This window comes from Clostridium vitabionis (genome assembly GCF_015351765.1).
In the GTDB taxonomy this organism is placed as follows: domain Bacteria; phylum Bacillota; class Clostridia; order Lachnospirales; family Lachnospiraceae; genus Clostridium_R; species Clostridium_R vitabionis.
Window position 1 is genome coordinate 26445 of the sequence record NZ_JADKQA010000007.1, and the last position, 18197, is coordinate 44641.

Annotated in this window: 17 protein-coding genes and 1 pseudogene; 10 read left to right on the forward strand and 8 right to left on the reverse strand. The window is 48.0% G+C overall.

Annotated features, from left to right (window positions below; all coding sequences use genetic code 11):
• Positions 1–3: 3 nt before the first annotated feature.
• The 8 genes from ISF27_RS11680 (at position 4) to ISF27_RS11715 (ending at position 6328) form a co-directional block, all read left to right on the forward strand.
• Positions 4–2106: a DNA topoisomerase 3 gene (locus tag ISF27_RS11680; protein ID WP_194611667.1), complete on the forward strand. Its 2103-nt coding sequence runs from the start codon at positions 4–6 to the stop codon at positions 2104–2106.
• The gene (locus tag ISF27_RS11685) at positions 2099–2260 is read left to right on the forward strand and encodes a hypothetical protein (RefSeq protein ID WP_194611668.1); all 162 of its coding nucleotides are present in this window, start codon (positions 2099–2101) and stop codon (positions 2258–2260) included. Before ISF27_RS11680 ends, ISF27_RS11685 begins: the two co-directional genes overlap by 8 nt.
• Positions 2235–3557 carry a DUF5688 family protein gene (locus ISF27_RS11690; RefSeq protein ID WP_207727447.1) on the forward strand — a complete coding sequence of 441 codons (1323 nt, stop codon included), beginning with the start codon at positions 2235–2237 and terminating at the stop codon, positions 3555–3557. Before ISF27_RS11685 ends, ISF27_RS11690 begins: the two co-directional genes overlap by 26 nt.
• 13 nt (positions 3558–3570) lie before the next feature.
• Complete coding sequence (locus ISF27_RS11695) at positions 3571–3708, forward strand: hypothetical protein (protein ID WP_194611670.1); 138 nt, start codon at positions 3571–3573, stop codon at positions 3706–3708.
• 11 nt (positions 3709–3719) lie between these two features.
• Positions 3720–4016, forward strand: a complete 297-nt coding sequence (locus ISF27_RS11700; protein ID WP_194611671.1) for an immunoglobulin — start codon at positions 3720–3722, stop codon at positions 4014–4016.
• Positions 4017–4117: 101 nt separating this feature from the next.
• A complete protein-coding gene (locus tag ISF27_RS11705; protein ID WP_194611672.1) occupies positions 4118–5551 on the forward strand; it encodes an ArdC family protein in 1434 nt (477 codons plus the stop codon).
• Complete coding sequence (locus tag ISF27_RS11710; protein ID WP_194611673.1) at positions 5548–5763, forward strand: transposon-transfer assisting family protein; 216 nt, start codon at positions 5548–5550, stop codon at positions 5761–5763. The genes ISF27_RS11705 and ISF27_RS11710 overlap by 4 nt, the downstream gene beginning before the upstream one ends.
• On the forward strand, positions 5756–6328 hold the full coding sequence (locus ISF27_RS11715) for a YodL domain-containing protein (protein ID WP_194611674.1): 573 nt from the start codon (positions 5756–5758) through the stop codon (positions 6326–6328). The genes ISF27_RS11710 and ISF27_RS11715 overlap by 8 nt, the downstream gene beginning before the upstream one ends.
• Before the next feature lie 97 nt (positions 6329–6425).
• On the opposite strand, the gene ISF27_RS11720 is transcribed toward ISF27_RS11715, so the two are convergent.
• From ISF27_RS11720 to lexA, 8 genes and pseudogenes are all read right to left on the reverse strand, one after another.
• Complete coding sequence (locus ISF27_RS11720) at positions 6426–7418, reverse strand: helix-turn-helix transcriptional regulator (protein ID WP_194611675.1); 993 nt, start codon at positions 7416–7418, stop codon at positions 6426–6428.
• 173 nt (positions 7419–7591) lie between these two features.
• Positions 7592–7891 carry an HIRAN domain-containing protein gene (locus ISF27_RS11725; RefSeq protein ID WP_194611676.1) on the reverse strand — a complete coding sequence of 100 codons (300 nt, stop codon included), beginning with the start codon at positions 7889–7891 and terminating at the stop codon, positions 7592–7594.
• A 77-nt stretch (positions 7892–7968) separates the two neighbouring features.
• Positions 7969–9783 carry an SEL1-like repeat protein gene (locus tag ISF27_RS11730; RefSeq protein WP_194611677.1) on the reverse strand — a complete coding sequence of 605 codons (1815 nt, stop codon included), beginning with the start codon at positions 9781–9783 and terminating at the stop codon, positions 7969–7971.
• Entirely contained in the window at positions 9776–11308 is a 1533-nt protein-coding gene (locus ISF27_RS11735; RefSeq protein WP_194611678.1) for a hypothetical protein, read from the reverse strand. The genes ISF27_RS11730 and ISF27_RS11735 overlap by 8 nt, the downstream gene beginning before the upstream one ends.
• 184 nt (positions 11309–11492) lie before the next feature.
• Positions 11493–12431, reverse strand: coding sequence for a hypothetical protein (locus tag ISF27_RS13635; protein ID WP_407926088.1), 939 nt, complete (start codon positions 12429–12431; stop codon positions 11493–11495).
• 309 nt (positions 12432–12740) lie between these two features.
• A pseudogene (locus tag ISF27_RS13640) lies at positions 12741–13049 on the reverse strand (relaxase/mobilization nuclease domain-containing protein); the annotation flags it as partial.
• Between the two features lie 52 nt (positions 13050–13101).
• A complete protein-coding gene (locus tag ISF27_RS11745; protein ID WP_194611680.1) occupies positions 13102–13479 on the reverse strand; it encodes a plasmid mobilization protein in 378 nt (125 codons plus the stop codon).
• A gap of 291 nt (positions 13480–13770) precedes the next feature.
• Positions 13771–14376, reverse strand: a complete 606-nt coding sequence (gene lexA / locus ISF27_RS11750) for a transcriptional repressor LexA (RefSeq protein ID WP_194611681.1) — start codon at positions 14374–14376, stop codon at positions 13771–13773.
• Positions 14377–14709: 333 nt separating this feature from the next.
• Here lexA and ISF27_RS11755 point away from each other — a divergent pair, with 333 nt between their 5' ends.
• Together ISF27_RS11755 and ISF27_RS11760 are read left to right on the forward strand one after the other, a co-directional pair.
• Positions 14710–15744 carry a helix-turn-helix transcriptional regulator gene (locus ISF27_RS11755; RefSeq protein ID WP_194611682.1) on the forward strand — a complete coding sequence of 345 codons (1035 nt, stop codon included), beginning with the start codon at positions 14710–14712 and terminating at the stop codon, positions 15742–15744.
• A 32-nt stretch (positions 15745–15776) separates the two neighbouring features.
• Complete coding sequence (locus ISF27_RS11760) at positions 15777–18197, forward strand: hypothetical protein (RefSeq protein ID WP_194611683.1); 2421 nt, start codon at positions 15777–15779, stop codon at positions 18195–18197.

Here is an 18197-nt window from a genome sequence, read left to right on the forward strand (position 1 = left end):
AACATGAAGTTAGTAATTGCTGAAAAGCCGTCCGTGGCCAAATCCATCGCCAAAGTGATCGGCGCCTACAAGAGAGAAAAGGGATATATGGAGGGAAGCGGATACCTCGTATCCTGGTGCATCGGCCATCTGGTCGGGCTGGTTCCGCCGGATTCCTATGATGAGAAATACAGAAGGTGGCGTCTGGAGGACCTTCCGATCATTCCGGAGAACTGGATGTATGAGGTGAGCCGCGATAAGACAGAACAGTTTGCCATTTTAAAGGAGCTGATGCATCGGGAGGATGTGGACTGCGTGGTAAATGCCTGTGATGCCGGACGCGAGGGAGAACTGATCTTCCGGCTGGTCTATCAGGAAGCAGAATGCAGGAAGCCCATGAAACGCCTCTGGATTAACTCCATGGAGGACGAAGCGATCCGTCAGGGATTTGAGCAGTTAAAGGATGGAAGAGACTACGACAGGCTTTATGATGCGGCAGCGTGCCGGTCGAAAGCGGACTGGCTGGTCGGCATGAATGCCACCAGACTTTTTACGTCACTGTACAATCATCGCCTGACCGTGGGACGCGTGCAGACGCCGACGCTTGCACTGGTTGTTGATCGTAATGACAGGATCAGAAACTTTGAAAAGCAGAAGTACTTCACCATCGACCTGCACTTGGGAGAATTTACCGTAAGCAGTGAGCGAATTGATAATCCAGATGAGGCGGAGCAGATCCGCAGTGACTGCGAAGGAAAGACGGTAAGGATTACGGAAGTTGAGAGCATGGAGAAGTCGGTTAATCCGCCGAAACTGTTTGATCTGACGGCACTGCAGAGAGAAGCAAACCGTATTTATGGCTATACGGCCGCGGAAACCCTCAGTTACACCCAGAGCCTGTATGAGAAGAAGCTGGTGACTTATCCGAGAACGGACAGCCGGTATCTGACGGAAGATATGGCGGATACCGCGCTGGCTATGACAGAGCTTGCCATGGAAAAGTTCGGTTACAGCGCATCAGATGCGGAAGAGAGGAATATTTCCAGAGTATTAGATAGCTCCAGGGTTTCGGATCACACCGCCATTATTCCGACGGCGATGCTTTCTGAGATTGATTTGAAGAGTCTCCCTAAGGCTGAGCAGGACATTCTGGCGCTGATTGCCAGGCAGCTGCTGTGTGCGACCGGAAGAAAAGAGGTTCTGCTGGAGAAAGAGATCAGGGCAGAGTGCGCCGGACGTCTCTTTTCGGCAAAAGGGAAAACCGTGCTGGATCCCGGCTGGAAGGCGTATGAAAACCAGTTCAGAGACAGGCAGAGAAGCGGCCGGAGTGAAGAAGAGGGAGATGAGAAGGATCTTCCGAATGCGGCGAAAGGGCAGACATTTCCAGATGCAGCAGCAAAGACAGTGGAGCATTTCACTTCGCCTCCGAAGGCGTTTACCGAAGACACACTCCTTGCAGCTATGGAGACCGCCGGATCGGATCTGGTTGATCCGGATGCGGAGCGCAAAGGCCTGGGAACTCCTGCGACCCGGGCATCTATGATCGAGAAGCTGGTGGCATCCGGCTATATGAAGCGCAAAAACAAGCAGCTGCTTCCGACGGATGATGGCATCGCTCTAATTGAAATCATGCCGGAAGAGATCCGGTCGCCGCAGATGACGGCAGAGTGGGAGAACCATCTGAAGGAAATTGAGTGCGGCAATAGAGATGCCGGAGCTTTTATGAATGAGATTTCGTCGATGGTCACGGAGCTTGTCCATTCGCATCAGAGTATCCCGGAAGAAGAGCAGACGCGATTTGGAAGTGCAGATGAAAAGAGAGAAGTCATCGGCACCTGCCCGCGATGCGGATCACCGGTCTACGAAGGCAGAAAGAATTATTACTGCGCTAACCGTTCCTGTTCGTTTTGCCTCTGGAAGGAGAGCAGATGGCTGGAGGCGCATCACGCGAGAGTGACAAAGAAGATGGCCAGAGAGTTCCTGAAGACAGGAAGGGCCAGGAACATCACCCTTTACTCAGAGAAGAAGGGGAGAAATTTCGAGGCAGACCTTACCATGGAGGACACGGGCAAATATATCAATTACCGGATGGAATTTCCGAAGAGAGAGGAGAAAAGTTGTGAGTGAGATTATTTTGCATTCGATGGAGGAGCTGAATCAGTTCCTTCGAAGTGTTCCGGACCTGACGAATGTCAGGATCCGGGTTGATTACGGAAAGGAAGGTGATGCGGATGCCGGGGAAAAGACAACGGGAAGTGCCGGGACAGCAGAGCATCGATGACTACCAGCTGGCGCAGGTGGATGTCCGTCTGGTTCTGAAGGAAAGCGCATCGCTGTACAGCACGGAGTCCCTGTCAGGGCCTGAGCAGGCGGCAAGGATCATGGCGGAGGCAATGAAGGATCTGGATCGGGAAATGGTCTGCGTCGTCAACATGGACAACCATCTCAGGCCGATCAACTATAACGTGGTTTCGATCGGAAGCCTTAACGCATCTGTTGTACCGGTTCAGAACGTGTTCAAGAGTTCCATCCTTTCCAACGCCGGATCCATCATGCTGATCCACAATCATCCGAGCGGCGAGATCACGCCGAGCAGTGAAGATTATGAGATCACCAGACGCCTGGTGGAGGCGGGAAAGCTGATGGATATTCCCGTCATCGACCACGTGATTATCGGCGCGGGAGCAGGAAGAAGATACAGCTTCAGAGAAGATCAGCCGGATCTGTTCAACGGGTCCCCTGATTTTTCTTTTATTTCCAGAATGACAGCAGATAGAAAAGGAGTAAGCGAAATGGCAAATGCATACCCATCAGAAATGAGTGTTCTCCATGACTATAGTCAGGTAAAGAAGAATCTCTTCATCCGCCTTTGCAATGCGGAGAAGAATTCGACAGCGCTTAAAGCGGTGCCCCATAGGCAGGAGGCGGATCTGGCCATGACCTATCACGTTCGTATTGATCTCCCTGGAGAAGGTATGGGAAGCGCGATGGTGACGAATGAAATGCTGAAGAACTTCGGCGTATCCGAAGCACAGCTCCATGAGGATGCCATGCAGAACAGTAAGGAGATGCTTCCTGCAAAATTTGCGCCGATGGCAACCATCCTGTTCGGCGTTCCGGAGGAGCAGGCCATGGCAGAGGGAGAGATCCCGATGATGGTTCTGACCAATGAAAAGCAGGTTTATGGCGCGTCCGCCCTGTTCTATCCGGAGCAGTTTGAAAACATGGAAGAAAAGCTGGGCGGCAGTTACTTCGTTCTCCCCTCTTCCGTGCATGAGATCATTGCCGTTCCGGATGACGGAAGCCTGGAAGCAAAGGATCTGGAAGAGATGGTGACGGAAATCAATGCGTCGCAGGTGGAACCCAGGGATCAGCTGTCGGACCATGTCTATCACTTTGATGCCCGGGAGAGAAAGTTCGAGCTTGCAGCCGATTATGAGACACGTATGAATCAGAAAGAACAGGCAAAGGGCAAGGATTCCATCCTCCGCAAGCTGGATGAAAAGAAGCATGAGGCCGGAAAACATGCGCCTGACAGGCATCATCAGAAAGCAAAAACGGCGGAAGCAGCTCGTTAAGGAGGAAGCGGACATGAAGAATACAGAAGAAATGAAGGATATGAACAGCAGACGCCTGATGGCCTATGAGACGCTTCTTGCAGAAAAAGGGATCTGCACACAGGCCGCCGAATCAAAGGACGGCAAGGTTCCAAAAACGGAGAAGAAATGAGGTGACGCCTTGTGAAGCTGAGCAAAGTGGAACAAGAGACCATCATCAGCTACAACGAAGCAAAGCTGACGGCTGATATTTATACGCACAATGCCAGGCTGAAGCAGAGACTTCAGGAAATTGCAGAGCAGTTCCCGGAAGAATGCTGCTTCGTTCGGGATAACGATTATGGAGGGGTGACATACCGGATCAGCAAGGCGCTGATCCAGGTGCGGAAATTATACTCCAAAGAGAGACGGGAAATGCTCCGCCGGCAGGCGCTGGCATCCGGCAGAATGCCTCCAAACCGTCAGAATAAGGAGCCGTAACTCCTCGGGGAAACAACAGGTGGGAACACGCGGATAGGTCATAGGGCCTGTCTCCGTGTTCTCTCTAACTGGATTCAATCAAGTGAAAAAGGAGGAAACATTTGGCGGAAAACAAACGATATGACAGGGTAAAAGAGATTACCGATCAGCTGGAGCAGGGAATCCAGGAACTGTTTGATTCTGAGCGGTATAAGACATGGCTGACAACCATGAGCAGGTTTCATGACTACAGCCTGAATAACACCCTGCTGATTGCTTTACAGAAACCGGATGCGACGCTGGTTGCCGGTTACAGCACCTGGAAAAATCAGTTTGGCAGGCAGGTGCAGAAGGGTGAAAAGGCGATCCGTATTCTGGCTCCCACTCCTTACAAGCAGAGGATTGATAAGGAAAAGCTGGATCCGGATACGCGTATGCCGCTGAGGGACAAGGACGGAAAGCCGGTTACGGAGACGCAGGAGATCCTGCACACGGCATTTAAGGTGGTAAATGTCTTTGATGTGAGCCAGACCGAAGGACGGGATCTGCCGACTCTGGGTGTGGATGAACTGTCGGGTGAAGTAAGAGATTTTGATCTCTTTTTTGAAGCCTTGAAGCGTGTCTGCCCGGTGCCTATCAAACTGACAAAGATCGAAGGCGGGGCCAAGGGGTATTTCCATCTGCAGGAGAACCGGATTGCCATCAAGAAAGGCATGAGTCAGCTGCAGACAGCAAAGACCGCCGTACATGAAATGGCCCACCAGAAGCTTCATTCCCTGAAACAACAGGGAGAAAAGAAAGAAGGAAGCCGGCTGACCAGAAATGCGAAGGAAGTGGAAGCTGAATCGGTTGCGTTTACGGTGTGTCAGAGATTCGGACTGGACACCTCGGATTACAGTTTCGCCTATATCGCCGGCTGGTCTCAGGGAAAAGATACACCGGAACTGAAAGCATCCTTAAGGACGATCCGACAGGCATCCGCAGAGCTGATCGATGCCATTGAGGAACAGATGCAGCTTCTGCAAAAAGAGCAGGAATTTCAGCCGGTCCATCCTGAGTATGAGAAGGAACAGGAACTTTCCGCAGACGCAAAGATCACCTTCTATGTCGCCGAATGCATGGAATTCCCGGAACTTGGAGAATTTCATAAAAATCTGACTCTGCCGGAAGCGTTCGCAATTTATAACAGCATTCCGGCGGAACGGATGCATGGTGTGAAGGGCATCGGGTTCGATCTGAGGGACGGCAGTATTTACGACGGGGAGTTTCCTCTTATGGAAGCCGGAAAGCTGGCGACGGATTCGATTGATCTTGTAGAAGATTACCGCGAAAGTCCTCTGGTGCAGCAGGCCGTAGCCGATTGCAGAAGTCTGCTGGAGGAAAAGAAACAGCAGGCTGTTTTGGACGTGGCAGACGGAGCCCGGACTCCTGCGGCGAAGAGCGATGGAAAGAGATCCGTACTGACGGACCTTCGCAATAAGAAGAGCCGTGTCAATGGAGTAAATGCTCCAAAAGAGCAGAACAGATCCAAAAGAGAGGAGATGGAGCAGGCATGAAATTTAATGAGGAACAGAGGAATCTCTTATGTGCACTTGATCATGCAAGCAGAAAGGCGGCTGTCCGGGATCTGCTTCATGTTCTTCCACATGTGGATGACGAGGACATGAAAGAGATCTGTGCGGAAACGGTCAGACGACTGGAGCAGATGTCAGACGAAGAATTCCTTGCTCTTGATCTGACGATTCCGGAGGAGGGAGAAGATGAGTGATGAGAAAAGGATCCGGTATTATCTCTTTCAGCTGAAAGATAATGTGGAAAATGCCAGTGATCTCCTATTTATGGATTCTGCGTATTTAAGGAAGAAGCACCTGGCAGTCGATGGAAGTAACTACGAACCGGTCTATCAGGGAGAAGTAGATGAATCCGGTCAGAACACGGCAGAGATTCTGGATAGTATCTATGAGCGGTTTAATCTGCATCATCCGGATGACTTCCGGGGACATTCCCTCAGCGTCAGTGATATTGTGGTTCTCAGAGAAGACGGAAGGGACCAGGCTTACTACGTGGATTCCTTTGGGTTTATGGAAGTGCCGGAGTTCTTTGCGGCCAATCCTCTGGAGAAAGTGGAGGAACTGTTAGAGGACGATTACGGCATGATTGACGGACTGATCAACAATGGAGCCCGTGACAGGGAAGACAAAACGGAGAAATCATCTCTGCTGGAGAAGCTCCAGACCAAGAAGGAGGAAGCGGAGCAGATGCAGAGGCAGACAGCAAGAGAGACGGGAGATAAGGTTCCGGCAGTCACGCCGGATGAAAGAACACGCGGATAAAAAGATGCCCGGAGAGGTATCTGATCCACATAGGGATCGGGTGCTTTTCCGGGCCGTTTTTTATATGGAGTTCAGGTCGCTGAGGTGCAAACATAATTCATTTCAGATATTGTTCTGCCAGCCGTTTCACTTCATTCTGCATTTGCTGAACGACTTTATCCGGACCTGTGATCTTTATTCCGGCGCCAAGAGACATGATCCAGCCCAGAAACTGGCTGCTGGGGATCACATCCACATGTACGCAGAAGGTATTTTCATCGATGGGAATCAGAGTAACATCCTTGCCAAAGCGGTCAATGATGATTCCGGCCTTGTCGTTGCTGCATTCCAGTGTCACGCAGGTTTCCTCACCGCCGAACATGCCGAAGACCGCCTTGGAATACTTCGCCATATTGAAGCCTTTGAAGGCTTCCTGCCCCTCGCGCCTTGTCTCGACAACGCGCAGATCCTTCATCTTATCCACACGGTAATGCTTGATCTTGTCCGCCTCTGTGTCATAAGCAACGAGGTAGTAGTATTCGTCGTCCCACATCAGGCACCAGGGGCTGACCTGATACAGCGCGCCATTGTGCCGCAGAACCGGATTGCCCTTGAGATCCCACTGGAAATAGTGGAAAGAGATCTGTTTGCTGTCCGCAATGGCAGAGTAGATGGTATCCACGTTGTTGTAGATCAGTTTGTTCGGAGTCTTGACTCTCCCGGAGATGACGACCTGTCTCTGCAGCTGCCTTGTCTCATATATGCTGACGAGGTTTTCCAGCTTTTTGATCAGAGCCTTCGATTTCTTATCCGTGATGAATTTGGCGGCCTGTACAGAGTCCACCAGGAGCTTCAGCTCCGGCAGTTCAAACTGCCTTTTGCCAAGATGATAGTACGTATTGCGGCCGATCTTTTCCTTGATGATATCCAACCCGAAATGCTCCAGCTCTTCAAAATCCAGATACAGGGTTTTCCTGTCCGCAGAAACATCATAAGACGACAGCTTTTTGATGATTTCCTGCATCGTCAGAGAATGCTGGTCATCGGTATATTCCGTAAAAATCTTTACCAGATAAAGCATTTTCAGCTTCTGGTTTTCTCCCTTTGCCATAGCATCAGATCCTTTCCCCTATTTCTCCTATGATACCATGAAGAGAGATGGAAGGAAATGATCGAGTCTTAAAAACAGGACGCAAAAATCAGCTTCCGCAGTCTGACTTTCGTAGAGGATTATTTTTTGTACTGCGTATTTTATTGGGGGCACATTCTTCTACAGGCCACAACTTATTTATGACAATTGAGAAAGCAGAGCACACCCTTTGGAAGGATATAGAGGACCGTTCCTTCTGCCGTGTCACCGATTTTGTCATAGAGACGGCCTGCACTGTAACTCTCACCTGCTACGGTGTATGGGCTGTTTGCTACGTAGCCGACTTGTCCAAGACCTTCAAGTTCAACCCGGATCGCTTCTCGATCCGCTTCATTGTCCGGTTCCTTGATGAGCTTAACGGCCATGTCCGGTTTGAAAAATTCCTGGCCGTAATAATGATTTGTTCCAGTGATTGTAAAGAAAATCCGTTTCATGATACAGCCTCCTCATCTATTTGATAATCTAAGTATAGAGGAGCATGTGTACCAAAAAACGGACTTATAGAATGATTTTATGCCTTCCGCAAAATTTTTTTGTATCTCTCCACGGGCAGTCCCAGCTCAGATTCCCGCTTGACCGCCACACTGATCACTTCGACTTCGGTCTCGCCGTCATAGCCTTCCACGACGACGGTATCGCCAGCCTGTACGGCCTTGTCTTCGCAGATATAATCATAGGTTCTGCCACTGGGCCCGAAGCGGACGCTGACGAGGCGGTATTCCGGACCATGGGGTTCTTCAACGGGATTGCCATAGAAGCGGTACTCGTCGGACTTTGACCATGCAACGACCGTATCATCATAGAAGAATTCATAACGGCATTCGACGTCATTCCAATCACAGAAATCAAAACGGACATGGCTTTCATTGCCGGTGAACCAGACTTCTGCGGTATCATTGATTGTAAAGGAAACTTCCCTTGTCCGGACACAGAAGGAGAGCTGCGGAATCGTGACTAAAATAGAGTCAGGTTCAGGGACGGAGCGGGTAGGAATCCTTTTGGCAATCAGTTCCGTATGGCCGTCTGCATTTGTGACTTTGCGGATTTCACAGCGGTTGTTTTCTTCTGTCAGCTGCCTGAAAAGCCATGGTATATCATAGACCGTATAATCTCTGAGAAAACCCTCGGGCAGTTGTTTGCGGGTCTCTTCTAATGCTTTTTGGGCATTGATCACGACGGTCGTATTCCCGAAGAATTCATTTTCCTGCGCGCGGAGCTTCGCCGCATAGTCAGCCTGCAGATAATAGTAATAGGCTTCAGCTGCATCCGCTTCTGCATCGATCCCTTTTTCATAGACATTGCCCATACGCAGGGCTGCATCGGCGAAGCTTGCCTCATGCCCATCCAGAAAGTTTTTGATACTGTCGTCGTAGACCATTTTGTAAAGGGATCGGGCAGTACGTTTGCTCTGCGTGCAGGCATATCCGTGGCAGTACATATCGGCCAGCTTATACATCCCTTCGTACAGACCGTTTGCTGCAGCAATGCCGAAATAATGGAAGGCCTTGTCATATTCCGGCACGCCGCCATTGCAGCGCCCGTAGTAGTAGATGTACCCAAGGGTATTAGCATACTGCGGATCATCTTTCTTTTCAAAGAGACGGATCATGCAGTCCCTGGAAGTGTTCCAGTCGCAGGGATACAGGCGGTTTCCACCATAGCAGGCATATCCTTTGATAGAAAGAGCAGGCTCGCTGTCCTCATCGCAAAGCTGGTCAACAAACTTTCTGGCGAGGGCAAGCTTTCTTTCATCGGCTTCCTTTACGAACTGATCGTCATCGAAAAACCGGATGTAATCCTCCATTTCTCTTTTGGAGAATGACCATTCCTCCAGTGGTTTGCCTTTATTGGAATGATAGCGGTCAAGACCTGATAGGATCGAATCATAGTCCAGAAATTCAGAGAGCCGGGTCTCGTCTTCACAGTCTACCCAGCAGTTTTCGAGTTCCTGCCAGAGCGTATAAAACCAGGCGCTGTCCGTGAGATTCAGCCCGGGATATCCCTTCATGGAATCAGGAATGCGCTCAATTTGATCCTCGTCATCGCTAAAGCCCTGCGCACGGTCGAGATTAAAGGCGTCCGACAGCTGTGTGATCGGATAGAACCAGAATTCGCCGAATTCGTTGACACTCGGGTCGGCAGCTTTCATGTTTTGGATGGCATGATACAGATCGTCGAGCGTGAAGGTGTAGACTTCCGGGCAGGTGATGCTGCCATCCTCAAAGTCCGCTCCATCCAGTACATCCTTAAACGTGATCTCATATCTGGCGATCTGCTTCATTTTTGCAGTCGTCAGTGTAATCGTGTGATCCGCCATATCACTCATCCTCGCTTTCGTCAACATCATCCTCATTTTCATCGGTAAAGACCGTCTGGCCATCCAGGAGTGGAAGAATCAGAGCCATAGCATCGTCGTTTACTTCTTTGTCCCGAAGATCCTCTACAAGCTTATACAATTCAGGAGAAAGAGAAGCGAGTGGCAGCTGTTTTTCCTGCACCCAGTTTTTCAGGTTTGTAAGAGCACGGTTTCGGTTGCGTGTGAGCGGACTTTGCAGACCGGCAGTCATAAAATCCATTCCCGTGAGCGGATAAGGAGCAAGCTCCTGCAAAATGAACTGGAGCTGGTCATAGGATTTGTATTCTTCACCAAGGCCTATATTGTCCTTCGGTTCGCCCGCCATTTCAGAAAGAGGCAGTTTTTCACGGAAGAGCTGCAGCGTGGGCTCAATATAATCCCTGTTCTTCATCAGATAGCCGCAGTTGTAGAAATTCTTATCAAAATCTTTCCGCATGAATTCGAGCAGTTCCCTGCGGAACGGAAGTCCAAGCTCATCCGCCAGCCGAAGCGCCTGTCCTTTTTTGACCGCGTTCAGAACGGCTTCCGTACAGCACTTTGAATGCAGGATCTGATCGCAGGCAGAGGAAACGGACGGCAGATCCTCATCATCCGCCCACTGCCTGATGGACAGAATTACATCATATTCATCTGTGCCGAGCGTGTAGTCTGATGAAAGCTCCAGATAACGAAGCAGGACGGATTCTGCATTTTCAATTTCAGAAATACCGGGTACCGGACCCTCATCGATCAGCCCGTCGATCAGCGTCGTAATGGCCGCGTATTCCTCCGGTGTCGGCTTTCCGGACAGGAGTTCTTCAGCACCTGATTTCTGCCAGCAGGTCAGGGAGGAATAGGCATTTTCGACTGTGTTGATGGTTCCTTCTGTCAGAATCCAATGGCGGATCTCATCCGTATCCGGATTCAGACGTTCTACGGCATGAATCCGTCCCCAGCTGTACACTTTTTTTGCAAGAGCGAAGATTTCATCGTTGCCTTTTTCCCATTTCAGCATGTTCCAGACAGCAAAGATTGTGAATTCATCGTACAGGCCGATCCTGCGGATAATCTCTTTCAGCTTCTCCTGTGGATCTCCGAAGAGCTCCAGAAGTTCGAGCCCGATCTTGACGCATTCTATGTGTGTGGAGTACAGAACCAGGAACAGAGCGGTGTGAAATATATTTCCGGCATCGAGAGATCTTTCATGATCAATGACGTACTTTTGCAGTTCATCAATGCAGCTGACGGCACGGACATCTTTCGTCCATTCGAAGAACATGGCGTCCGCTTTTGGAAAGTCCCCGCCAGCGGCACATTTGAGCGCTCTGGCCATTCTTTTTGTCTGTGCGGCATCCAGATCTGCATGGGGCATATGATAAATGTAGACACCATCCAATGCGCCGGGTGCCCATTTGATTTCAGAGGCATCGGAATCCTGCTCGTAAAGAGCAAAGTCGGAATCAAGAATTCCATCGGTTATGTTGTCGCAAATCTGCTGATAAATCGATTTTTCCATCATGCACCTCCGCGGACTAATTGCTTTCACTGTTTATAAGAAGAGATTATCAGATGTTCTGTACAAAAAAACGGACTCTGAACGCCCCTGCGAAAAGATTTACGAGATTTCATTACATCTCTCTTATGATACCATGAAGAAAGATGTAAAGAAATGATCGAGTCTTAAAAACAGGACACAAAAATCAGCTCTTGCGCTCCTGATTCTGTATAATTTCCTGCTCTTTGTCGGTCTCAAGAATGGAGCGGACATTCTGCTCTACGGTTTGCAGTTCCCGAAGTTTGGACCGGGCAAAGGAGTAACTTTCATACTGTGCATTTTTCTTTGCGGCAAGCGCGTCTTTATCCTTTTTCAACTGCTTCAACATGGGGATCTTTTTCCCTTCCGACAGCTCACGCAATTCTTTTCTTGCGGCCTCATAGAGCAGGATGGAAGACTCATGTTCTCTGCGGAATTTCTGCTTGTCCGGGGCATCAAGGTATTCCCTGTAAACGGCTTTGTTTGCCAGATACTGCCCAGTGTTGCGGATCAGAAGATTGGTCTTGCGGAGCTGTGCTTCCGTTTCTTTCAGCGCAGAGCGTTCTCTGCTTACGTCCTCCTTTGTGGAGGCAAGCAAGGCAGTAAGTTCTACTTCGGATCCGATGCCGTTATCCTGCAGGAAAGACAGCGTTTTTGCCATCTGCTGAAGATTGCCGATCTTGACCTTCTCGGCATAATAGCGGTTCTGCTGCGCCTTCACCAATGTTGCCACATCGATAATCAGCCGGATGGATTTCCCGGAAAGAGCAGGAGCAGTGTGTGGCTGCATCGTCCCGGAAACGTAGGTGTGTTTCCCGGATGTCTCAGCAGGAAAATGCATCTGTGTATCACGACTGTAGGCTCTGAAAATTTCCTTCAGATGTTCCTTTTCAAAATCGGTTCCCAGCATTCTTGCGCGAATAGGCCTGCTGCGGTCTGGGGGAAGATAGGAGAGGCGGCCTTTGGATTCATGCACGGAGATCCCATATTGCTCCAGCAGCTTTTTACGGAACTCATCAAGGCTATGGCAGTCACCGGCAACCGCCAGGATCTTTGCACGCAACACCTCCTTTTCTGTCCGGTAGGTAGTCTGCTCCGGCTTCATTCCGGCAGCCATCTTTTTTTCATTTTTTCGATCCAGATCCGCCTGTCCGCGGCGTTTCGCCCAGTATTCCCGATCCGTGATTTTTACCCTGGCAGGAGAGAGCAGATCGACCTGATAGAAGTCTTCACGCTGACAGATATCCATGACGGACTGCTTCAGATAATTCAGATATTTTTTGGTCACGTGATGCTTGTGTCCGGCCAGCGCATCACCGGGCCGTTCCATGAAATCCCGCTGTTCCACATTCAGCTTTCTGACACTGTTGATCACAATATGCACATGGATATTGCCGGCGCTGTTATGACCGTCCCTGTGGGTGCAGACAATGGTCTGGTGGCCGGGAAAATTACTGCAGGCAAACTCCATGCCGATCTCCTGGGCATGCTCCGGAGTCAGACCGTTTTCATCACGATCCCTCGGGTCAAAACTGATAATGTAATGATGAGCTTTGATCTCGGATGGATTGCGGTTTTTGCCGTATTTTGCATTCACTGCCTGACATTCCGCATGGAAGCTGAAGGGATCACAGTTGATGCCATCCAGCAGATAGAAGTCGCGAGGAATCTCATTGCCGGAATCGTCCAGAATGGGCTTATTCGTGAATTCATCATGCTGCATAGTCAGATAATCGATCGCGGCATCATAGTTGGCGTTCTTGATGGAAATATGCTTAACAATCGCCACGATATTCACCTGCCATTTCTTTGACCGTATCCCTCATCTGGTGGAGCTGTGTGATGCACTCTGAGATTTCTATAGCCATTTCTTTTGTGAATGTACCGCCTTCGTTCAGGTGTCTGGCAATCTGATTGAGGTTGCCTCCGATCTTGCCCAGGTTGCGGAAGACATCGAGCAGTTCTGCGCTGTCAAACACAAGCTCGGGCTTTAAGACAATCTTCTGGTTCAGAATCAGACGCCGGATATATTCCGATGGAGAGATGCCGGCCAGCACAGCATTTTTCTCCAGTACGTTCCACATCTCGTCTGTTATACGGACACCGACAAAATGTTCCTTTGTCGGCGGAATCTCTTTCTTCTTTCTGCTCATGGGAATCCCTCCTTTTGAACCACGCAGGTGGTCAAAAACTGTGACTGCCGCAGGCTGGAACCGGAGCATCCGTGCGACAGTAAATGAATGCACTCTTGTAGATTAGATGTGGACGGATAATGACAAGAGTGCTGAAAAAGCCGGCGCTTTTTCACGAGGGCTTGGGGAGCGGAATTCCCAACAAGTTGCCGGTTAACAGAGGTCCGGAATCGGATAACTGTTAAACAAGGCGAAACTTGCTCTGATTATCCCGAATTCAGCATAACTCTGTTCGTATGGTCAAATTCGTTTTCAAACGAGATCCTTTAAGAGCTTGACGGCCACGCCTTGGATAATGCATTTTTTAACGTAGATTTCCTGATAGTCTGGATTCTCCGGATGCAGCCTTATCCTGTGGTATCGGGGCTCCGGGTAATAACGTTTGAGCGTCGCTTCGTCTTCCATTAGGGCTACTACAATCTGTCCTGGATCGGCATAGTTCTGTTGGCGGATAAGAACCAGGTCACCATCATCGATTCCTGCTCCTGTCATGGAGTCTCCATACGCACGTAAAAGAAAGAAATCACCCCTACCGAACAGAGCTACGGGGAGTCTCACATACTCCTTAACGTTGTCCTCTGCATACTTAGGAACGCCGCGTGTTACACTCTCAAGCACGGGGACAAGATTCGAGGTTTCCTTTGTCTGATTTTGCTGTCTTGTTGTAATACTGCGAACACCATCATAGTTGATAATTCCATTCTGCTTCATCCGTTTCAAATACCGCTGCACGGTTGTCAGTGGGAGTCCTGTACCTACGGCAATTTCCCTGTTGGATGGAGAACAACCATGGCTCTCAATGAATCCTTGAATGTAATTCTGTATTCGTTTTTCCCTCTCTGGCTGCAAGGCTCTCAACCTGTACGCGCCTCCCTTCCCGTATCGCCATTAAACGGTTCATATGATCCATTATAAAATATAATAGTCATGAGTGAAACATAGGTCAACAGGCACAACACAGTACAATTCATCCTGAAATTTGGTCGTTATGCTTTCTGCACTTAAGTATGAAAATCCAGCCTTAAAACACGTATTCATTTTTGACTTTAAACGATTAAGACAGCATTTTATCGAATAAAGTAATTTTGTTGAACAAGTCATATTTCTGCGACTCGTGTTCGTTGACTCTAGCAGTATACTATAGTATGATAAATAAGTATTTTTATGTCTGCGTTCCAGGGAGATGAGACCATGCCCAGAGAGAACTACCAGAAAGTGAAGCTTCTGTATTTGCATGAGCTTTTACTGCAGGAAACCGATGAACAGCACCCACTCACCACACAGGAGATATGTGCACGGCTTGGTAAAGACGACATCATCTGCGACCGTCGAACGCTGACGAAAGATGTGAATCTTCTCAACCAGTACGGATTTGAGATTATGTCCATGAACATCGGTCATGAGAAGGCCTACTATGTGAAGGATCGTTCCTTCTCCTTGCCGGAGATAAAGATCCTGATGGACTCCGTGCAGGCTGCTGCATTCATCACGGATAAGAAGACAGCGGAGCTTGTTGATAAGCTTGCTAGTCTCGGCGGTGTGCATAAAGCGGATCTCCTGAAGAAGAATATCGTTTGCTTCAATACGAGAAAGCATACGAACGAGCAGATTTTCTACAGTGTCGATGTGATAGAGGATGCTCTTGAAAATAAAAAAAAGTTGTCCTTCTACTACTTTGACCTCAATGAGAAAGGCGAGCGGGTTTACCGCAAAAATAAGAAAAGGTATGTCGCTGATCCGACTGCCCTTATATATAACGAAGATAATTACTATCTTATGTGCTACTCAGGCAAGTACGAAGGCATCTGCAATTACCGTGTGGATCGGATGGATGAAGTTCAGGTGGAGGATGAAAACGTAATGAAGGAAGCCGTCATTCATATTGCTGATGCAGGCGAATACACGAAGCAGGTATTCAAGATGTATGGCGGCCAGGTCTGCGACTGCGCAATAGAGTTTGACGATACTCTTATTGGCGTGGTCTACGACAAGTTTGGCGAGGACACGGAGATGATCCGTCTTTCCAGAAATAAGTGCATCGCCACTGTCAAGATTCAGGTCAGCCCCACCTTCTGGGGATGGATCTTTCAATTCGTCGGGAGAATGAGGATACTTTCACCGAATACACTGGCGCAGGAATATAAGGACAGATGCCAGGAAGTCTTGACTGGGGAAAAACCGGAGGTCAATGATGACAGACCTGTGGTTCAAGAGGATAAGGCATAAACTTCAATGAATTATCGGGAAGGAATGACATTGTGGCGAACAGAATACCGTGGGATTTGCGCGAGGCTGCTATCCTGCTGCAAGGTCTTTTAGATATTAGAGCAAATAAGGCGCCGAGAGCTGAGACTATTGAAATCATATCGTCTCGCCTTCGTTCTCTGGCAGTTCAGAACGGACATAAGGTTGACGAAAAGTTCCGGAATATAAACGGGATAAGTCTTCAAATGTCGCACCTTGAGTACGCCCTAACCAATGGAAAAACTGGGCTTGGTCCTGCGCATAAATGGCAATACAACATTATTGAAATTTTTAGGAATGATCCTGAGAGATATAAAGAAATGTTGGAGGAGGTGAATATCGTGTCAGAATCAATTATTGATACAAGGTCTGATTTCATAGCATGGCTTGACAGGAATATGTCAGCGGAAAAATCGGAACAAATAACAAATTCTATATCGACTGCTGACCTCCTCCTTCGCAAAAGTGGTGAAATAAAAAGATCTGTATTAGACATTAATGCTCTTAGCACTATTGATAAGCTTGTCGCACGGATAAAAACAAAAAAAATCATTCACTCCAGACAACTCTCTACACGAGTATTAGCATATGTTTTGGCGGTTAGGGATTACAAGGGAAAGTCTGTTCAAAATTACTCTTCTAGCCATAATCAAAAGAATGAAGATAACAAGAAGGTTGTGTATAAAAAGTCTGATGGCAATGTAGATGACTTTTTTCAGTGGATGCTTCATGAAAAAAAGCTTGCTGAGTCAACTTGCCGTTCTTATGTTTCGAACATTTATTCGGCTGAAAAATATGCGCAGACGCATAATCTCGCTTCTACAAAGTTGTTTTTTGCGAGTCTGGAAGAAGCAAGCAATACTACAGATGCCCTGTACTCTGATAGCGATTTTGCCGCCTATGATCTTGACCAACATAATCGATTTCGAGCTGCCATAACCAAACTTCTTGAGTTCCTTGGGGGTAAATTAGAAAAGGCGCCTTCAGAGATTGTGAACACAAGGGGAAATGAGCGCTCGGAAGTTGATACGGATCCTTTCAAATTCGTTCTGAAGAAACATTTTAATAATGGGTTTCGTATAGGATCAGCCATCGATATTCGTAAGTTCAGACGATACTACGAGGAAGACAATGAAAAATCGCTTTCTCTTGACAACGATCAATTAGATCGCATTATCAGGAGCTGTGGAATTGAACATGAAGGTAGGATATACCTTCCAGATGTGCTGCTAAGTGAAAATCTCCGTACAAGACTTTTTGATTACATTAAGCATTGCTTTTCTGGTGGAGCAACAGCAGTATACTACGAAGCTTTGTTTCAGCATTTCCATGATGATTTCCTCGACTATGGGATTTATGATGCCGAAATGCTGAAATCTTACATTGCATATTATGCTGGAGATAACTATGCCCTAGAAAGAAGTTATCTTTCAAAGGATCACTTGGGAGAAACCGACCCTACGACCGAGATACGAGAACTGCTCAAAAATCACGTTCTCCCAATGAAGATTACAGATATAGCCAAAACTTTGCCTCATATACCAGAAGAAAATATCCGGAGTATCTTGGGCACCAATCTGGAATTTGTCCGTGCAAGTAAGGGTGTGTATTTTCATGCAGACTGTTTTGAAGTATCCGATGAAGAATTAGATGATATTGCTGATTTTATTCAGGATGAACTCAATAGAAATGGTTATTTAAGCGGCAACGAACTTTATAGCAATATAAAGAGACTTTTTCCATATGTCTACGAGAAGAACGAAGCTTTTCCTATGATTGGATTTCGCGACACTCTAAAATACAAACTTCGTGATCGCTTTTCATTCAATGGGAACATTATCAGCAGCAGAGAAAATGCCCTTTCGATGAGCGATGTTTTTTCTCTGTATGGGAAAAACAGACAAAGTTTTACGTTAGCAGATGTTTTAGCCCTTGTATCTGACATCGGATCAAAGGTAATCTATTTTGACTCTTTATACGAATATGCGACGCGTATCAGTGAAACCAATTTTGTCAGGAAAGACTATGTGTCATATCAGACAAAAGAAACTGATAGGGTTTTGAACCGTTTTTGCCCAGGTGCATATGTGCCAATTTCGGAAATCGATAATTTCGGGCTTTTTCCGGATGCTTCTTATCCGTGGAACCAGTATCTGCTTGAGAATTATCTTGCGTTCCACAGCGAGCTATTTGAGCTTATGCACACTGGCTATAACAATAATTGCGTTGTTGGAGCCATGGTCAGGAAATCTAGTGGGATTCAGAATTATGACGATCTTATAACTAGGGTAATAGCTGACGCTGATGTGCCGTTGAAAAAATCCGATGCACTTTCCTTCCTTTATGAGCAAGGGTATATAGGTCGTCGTACATATAAGGGAATTGAGGCTCTATTAATCAAAGCGCGCGAGATACGAAACAGAAAGGAACAATAA

Bases quoted from the DNA above. Each gene is read 5' to 3' on its own strand.
- ISF27_RS11680 (WP_194611667.1), top strand. From the start codon at position 4: ATGAAGTTAGTAATTGCTGAAAAGCCGTCCGTGGCCAAATCCATCGCC.
- ISF27_RS11695 (WP_194611670.1), top strand. From the start codon at position 3,571: ATGAAGAATACAGAAGAAATGAAGGATATGAACAGCAGACGCCTGATG.
- ISF27_RS11710 (WP_194611673.1), top strand. From the start codon at position 5,548: ATGAAATTTAATGAGGAACAGAGGAATCTCTTATGTGCACTTGATCAT.
- ISF27_RS11715 (WP_194611674.1), top strand. From the start codon at position 5,756: ATGAGTGATGAGAAAAGGATCCGGTATTATCTCTTTCAGCTGAAAGAT.
- ISF27_RS11720 (WP_194611675.1), bottom strand. From the start codon at position 7,418: ATGGCAAAGGGAGAAAACCAGAAGCTGAAAATGCTTTATCTGGTAAAG.
- ISF27_RS11725 (WP_194611676.1), bottom strand. From the start codon at position 7,891: ATGAAACGGATTTTCTTTACAATCACTGGAACAAATCATTATTACGGC.
- ISF27_RS11730 (WP_194611677.1), bottom strand. From the start codon at position 9,783: ATGAGTGATATGGCGGATCACACGATTACACTGACGACTGCAAAAATG.
- ISF27_RS11735 (WP_194611678.1), bottom strand. From the start codon at position 11,308: ATGGAAAAATCGATTTATCAGCAGATTTGCGACAACATAACCGATGGA.
- ISF27_RS13635 (WP_407926088.1), bottom strand. From the start codon at position 12,431: ATGAAGCCGGAGCAGACTACCTACCGGACAGAAAAGGAGGTGTTGCGT.
- ISF27_RS11745 (WP_194611680.1), bottom strand. From the start codon at position 13,479: ATGAGCAGAAAGAAGAAAGAGATTCCGCCGACAAAGGAACATTTTGTC.
- ISF27_RS11755 (WP_194611682.1), top strand. From the start codon at position 14,710: ATGCCCAGAGAGAACTACCAGAAAGTGAAGCTTCTGTATTTGCATGAG.